Annotated in this window: 4 protein-coding genes and 1 pseudogene; 3 read left to right on the top strand and 2 right to left on the bottom strand. The window is 63.8% G+C overall.

The window, feature by feature from the left end:
* Positions 1 to 52 precede the first annotated feature (52 nt).
* Positions 53 to 193 (bottom strand): annotated as a pseudogene (locus ACFMPD_RS17375) (IS3 family transposase); the annotation flags it as partial.
* 93 nt (positions 194 to 286) lie between these two features.
* Positions 287 to 934, bottom strand: a complete 648-nt coding sequence (locus ACFMPD_RS17370; protein WP_380997259.1) for a Type II secretory pathway, pullulanase PulA — start codon at positions 932 to 934, stop codon at positions 287 to 289.
* Between the two features lie 350 nt (positions 935 to 1,284).
* Between ACFMPD_RS17370 and ACFMPD_RS17365 the strand changes: the two genes are divergently transcribed.
* From ACFMPD_RS17365 to hisA, 3 genes are all read left to right on the top strand, one after another.
* The gene (locus tag ACFMPD_RS17365) at positions 1,285 to 1,740 is read left to right on the top strand and encodes a hypothetical protein (protein ID WP_380997256.1); all 456 of its coding nucleotides are present in this window, start codon (positions 1,285 to 1,287) and stop codon (positions 1,738 to 1,740) included.
* A gap of 110 nt (positions 1,741 to 1,850) precedes the next feature.
* Positions 1,851 to 2,864 carry a hypothetical protein gene (locus tag ACFMPD_RS17360; protein ID WP_380997254.1) on the top strand — a complete coding sequence of 338 codons (1,014 nt, stop codon included), beginning with the start codon at positions 1,851 to 1,853 and terminating at the stop codon, positions 2,862 to 2,864.
* 112 nt (positions 2,865 to 2,976) lie between these two features.
* Positions 2,977 to 3,699: a 1-(5-phosphoribosyl)-5-[(5-phosphoribosylamino)methylideneamino]imidazole-4-carboxamide isomerase gene (gene hisA / locus ACFMPD_RS17355; RefSeq protein ID WP_380997251.1), complete on the top strand. Its 723-nt coding sequence runs from the start codon at positions 2,977 to 2,979 to the stop codon at positions 3,697 to 3,699.
* Positions 3,700 to 3,786: the final 87 nt, after the last annotated feature.

Genomic DNA, 3,786 nt, shown 5'->3' with positions numbered 1-3,786 from the left:
AAGGCGTTCTGCATCGGCTTTCCGTCATTGAATCGCTCTGCGAGGAACACTATTGGCTTCCGCGGTCGGTGTGGTGAACAAGCTCCATCGCCTTGGTCGGCCGCCGCTCGTGAACAGCCTGCTCCAGTGCATCGAGAACGAACCCGGCATGCGCCGAGGTGCTGACACGCCGGCCGACAATTTTGCGGGCATAACCAGCGCCGCGCCTTGCCTTGCGAAGACCGTAGGCTGTGCAATTCAGGTCGCGCGGCATATCACCCGACGCTCTGCGCAAGCGCCCTGCCCGTCATTCAAAGCGATATCCGAACCGGGCGATGTCCTCGGAACAGCTGTCGGCAACGGCGTCGGCCGCCGCTTGGCTGTAATAGCCGCGATAGTCGCGGACCCGCGGCGATGCGTTGACCCTTGCAAGGCTCAGATCAAAGCCAAGATGCGCCGTCAGGGGTTTAGAATCCTGCGCAAAGTGCTCGATACGAATATAGGCGTGGCATTGTTCGATACCGTCTGCGCGGCGCATGTAATGGCCGGCGGGTGTCGCGCGAAACGCTTGCCATATGGCGGGCGCGGTGACGAATTCGGTAAACGGCAGGCGTTTCGCCAACCCGACCGCAGGATGGTCGAATTCCTGCAATTGCAGCCAGTGATAATAGCTGACGGCCCGATCCCAGGGATTGCGGACCAGGGTAAAGGCGAAAAGTCGGCACAGCGCGGCATCGGGGATGAGGCCGTCGATATCCGCCAGCGTCGCGTGTTTCCACAACCGGCCACGTGTACGCGCCCCACGCAGCCGTCGCCGTCGTTTCAGCGCCTTTGGCGTGTCGCCCAACATGATGTCGTCACGCATCGCCCGCGCCTCGAGCGCCAGCGCCAGCGCCGTGCCCCCGGTCTTGGGGGCATGCACAAAGACATAGCGGCGACCCAGGGACAAGATCATGACATGACACCAACGGCATTGCGGACCGGGACCTGTCTACGCCACCCGGCCCCCGCCGAACAGGAAAAGCGCAGGGCGCAAAGATTTCGTTAAGGGCAGCACGGCTTTCTGCAGTGCGGCATAACGCCCGCACCTGCGGTTCAAGGCCAATGCGGCGCCTTTGACCGCAGGAAAACGTGGTTTGAACGCGTGATCCACTCAGTTTTTTTGATTTCTTTTCAGAGTCCTACCTAATTTGCCACCGGGAATGTCACTGATCGCGCGCTTGTGTCGGGCCCTCCCTTGAACATGGTCCAGACCGCAGTCTAGAACCGGCTCGATCTCACTAACCACTCCGAAAGGCTTAATACATGTCGCTTCCGGCTATTTCCGCCTTTGTAATTCTGGCGCTTGGCTCGGGTCTGACAGACGCGGCGGCCGACCCCCTGACCGCCCCGGCGACCGGCGCCGGCCCGGACAAGGCTCCCATGGCCAGCACGGACCGGACGGCAGGTTCAGGCATTAGCGACACGATACCTGCGCATGGATCACAGCCAGCCCACGATATCGCCGGCGCAATCACTCAGCTCGACCTGTCGCTCAGTCTGGACGCACGCGGCGCCGGCCCGTCGCGGATCGACCTGCAGGACTGGCGCGGCCCGGCTTCCGCCTCTGGCGCAAAGGGCCGGCAGAACCAGGCGCAGGACAAGTCGATGCCGCAGAGCGTATTGTTCCGCAGCCCCAACGATGTTTCCGGCATGGATTTCTTTGATCCCGAGGGCAAGGCAGACGCGGTGTTTGGCGGCGCGACAGACCCCGCTCGCTGAACCGCCCAAACCGCCGCGGAAACCCCGCAATACTACCGCGAAGGCATTTGCCGCCCACCTTTTCCACATGCTAGGATTTGCCGAAACAGAGGCGCGGCAGACCCTGCAGAATGACGGCACTCAAAGAATATGAACGGCTGGAAGCGACTGGCCTGTGGCGCGCGTCGCCCGCCGAACAGCGGCGCGAGGTCATCGTGTCCATCGGCGAGGCGACGCTGACCATCAGCGATCTGCGCGACCGGCCTCTGGCGCATTGGTCCCTGGCGGCTCTGGACCGGCGCAACCCTGGCACACGCCCCGCGATCTATGCGCCTGACGGCGATCCCGGCGAAACCCTGGAACTGGCCGAGAACGAGACCGACATGATCGCCGCCATCGAAAAGCTGCGCCAGGCGATCGACCGCGCCCGCCCTCGCTCCGGGCGCCTGCGTCTGGCCGGAACGCTGACGGTCGCGGCCGTGCTGGCCGCATTTCTGCTGGTCTGGGCTCCGGGCGCGGTGCGGCGTCACACGGTTAGCGTGGTGCCCGACATTCAACGCCAGGCGATCGGTTTGGCGCTGCTGGGCCGGGTCGAACGGATCGCCGGCCGCGCCTGCCATACCCCCGAGACCACATCTGTTCTGGACCGGCTGGCGCAGCGCACCGGCGTGCGGAAACTGGTGGTTCTGCCAGCCGGTCCGGCAGACAGCCGGCATCTGCCCGGCGGCATCGTGTTGCTGAATCGGGCACTGATCGAGGATCACGAGGATCCGGCCGTGGTGGCCGGCTACATCCTGGCCGAACGCACCCGTGCCGAAAGAGACGACCCGCTTGCCGAATTGTTGATCCGGGGCGGCGCATTGGCCTCGTTCCGCCTGCTGACAACGGGACAAGTGACGCAACAGACCCTGGATGCCTATGCCGAACGGGTCTTGCTGGCACCGCCCCGGTCGGTGCCGGCGGACCCGCTGCTGCAGGCCTTTGCCGAGGCCGGCCTGCCATCGACACCCTATGCCTATGCGCGCGACATCACCGGAGAAAGCGTTCTGGCGCTGATCGAAGCCGACCCAATGGCCGGCACAGAGCCGAATTTGGTGCTGCCCGATCGCGACTGGGTTCTGTTGCAGAACATCTGCGGCGGTTAGACCGCAGCGCACTGCAAGGGCAACGCGGTGAATTGCAGCGCGCCGGTAGGCGTTGCATTCGCGCGCACCCCCGTGCCATATCGCGCCCGTATCCCAGCGAAAGGCCCCCGCCATGATCCTCTATCCCGCCATCGATCTGAAAGACGGACAGGCCGTGCGCCTTGTGCGTGGGGAAATGGATCAGGCCACCGTGTTCAACGACGATCCCGCTGCCCAGGCCCGGGCCTTTGTGGCAGCCGGGTGCGAATGGCTGCATCTGGTGGATCTGAATGGTGCTTTTGCCGGTGAACCGGTCAATGCCGTCCCGGTCGAAGCGATCCTAAGATCTTGCGACGTGCCGGCCCAGTTGGGTGGCGGCATTCGCGACATGGCGACGATTGAGACCTGGATCGAAAAGGGGCTGGCCCGGGTCATCCTGGGCACCGTCGCGGTGGAAAATCCCGGCCTCGTCCGCGAGGCCGCGCAGGAATTTCCCGGCAAGGTGGCGGTTGGGATCGACGCCCGCAACGGTCGGGTCGCGACCAAGGGTTGGGCCGAAGAGACCGATGTGCTGGTCACCGATCTGGCGCGCTCTTTCGAGGACGCGGGCGTGGCGGCGATCATCTATACCGACATCAACCGGGATGGCGCGATGCAAGGGCCGAATATCGAGGCCACGGCGGCGCTGGCAAACAGCGTCAGCATCCCGGTGATCGCCTCGGGCGGGGTCAGTTCGCTGGCCGATCTCATTGCGCTGCGCGATTGCGGGGCACCGCTGAACGGTGCCATCTCTGGCCGGGCGCTTTATGACGGCGCGATTGACCTTAAAACAGCACTTGAAAAATTAAGGCCGTGAAGGGTTTGGGGTCACTTAAGTGTCCAAAGGTGTTTTTGCGGCTTCCCATCGATGTAGATGCGAAAGGCCTTGTTGCACAAATCGGTT

Source organism: Sedimentitalea sediminis, from assembly GCF_042687825.1.
Classification (GTDB): Bacteria; Pseudomonadota; Alphaproteobacteria; order Rhodobacterales; family Rhodobacteraceae; genus Sedimentitalea.
This window is presented reverse-complemented; position numbering and strand designations above follow the sequence as displayed.

Excerpts from the sequence above, each read along its gene's own strand:
- ACFMPD_RS17370 (WP_380997259.1), bottom strand. The coding sequence starts at position 934 with ATGATCTTGTCCCTGGGTCGCCGCTATGTCTTTGTGCATGCCCCCAAG.
- ACFMPD_RS17365 (WP_380997256.1), top strand. The coding sequence starts at position 1,285 with ATGTCGCTTCCGGCTATTTCCGCCTTTGTAATTCTGGCGCTTGGCTCG.
- ACFMPD_RS17360 (WP_380997254.1), top strand. The coding sequence starts at position 1,851 with ATGACGGCACTCAAAGAATATGAACGGCTGGAAGCGACTGGCCTGTGG.
- hisA (WP_380997251.1), top strand. The coding sequence starts at position 2,977 with ATGATCCTCTATCCCGCCATCGATCTGAAAGACGGACAGGCCGTGCGC.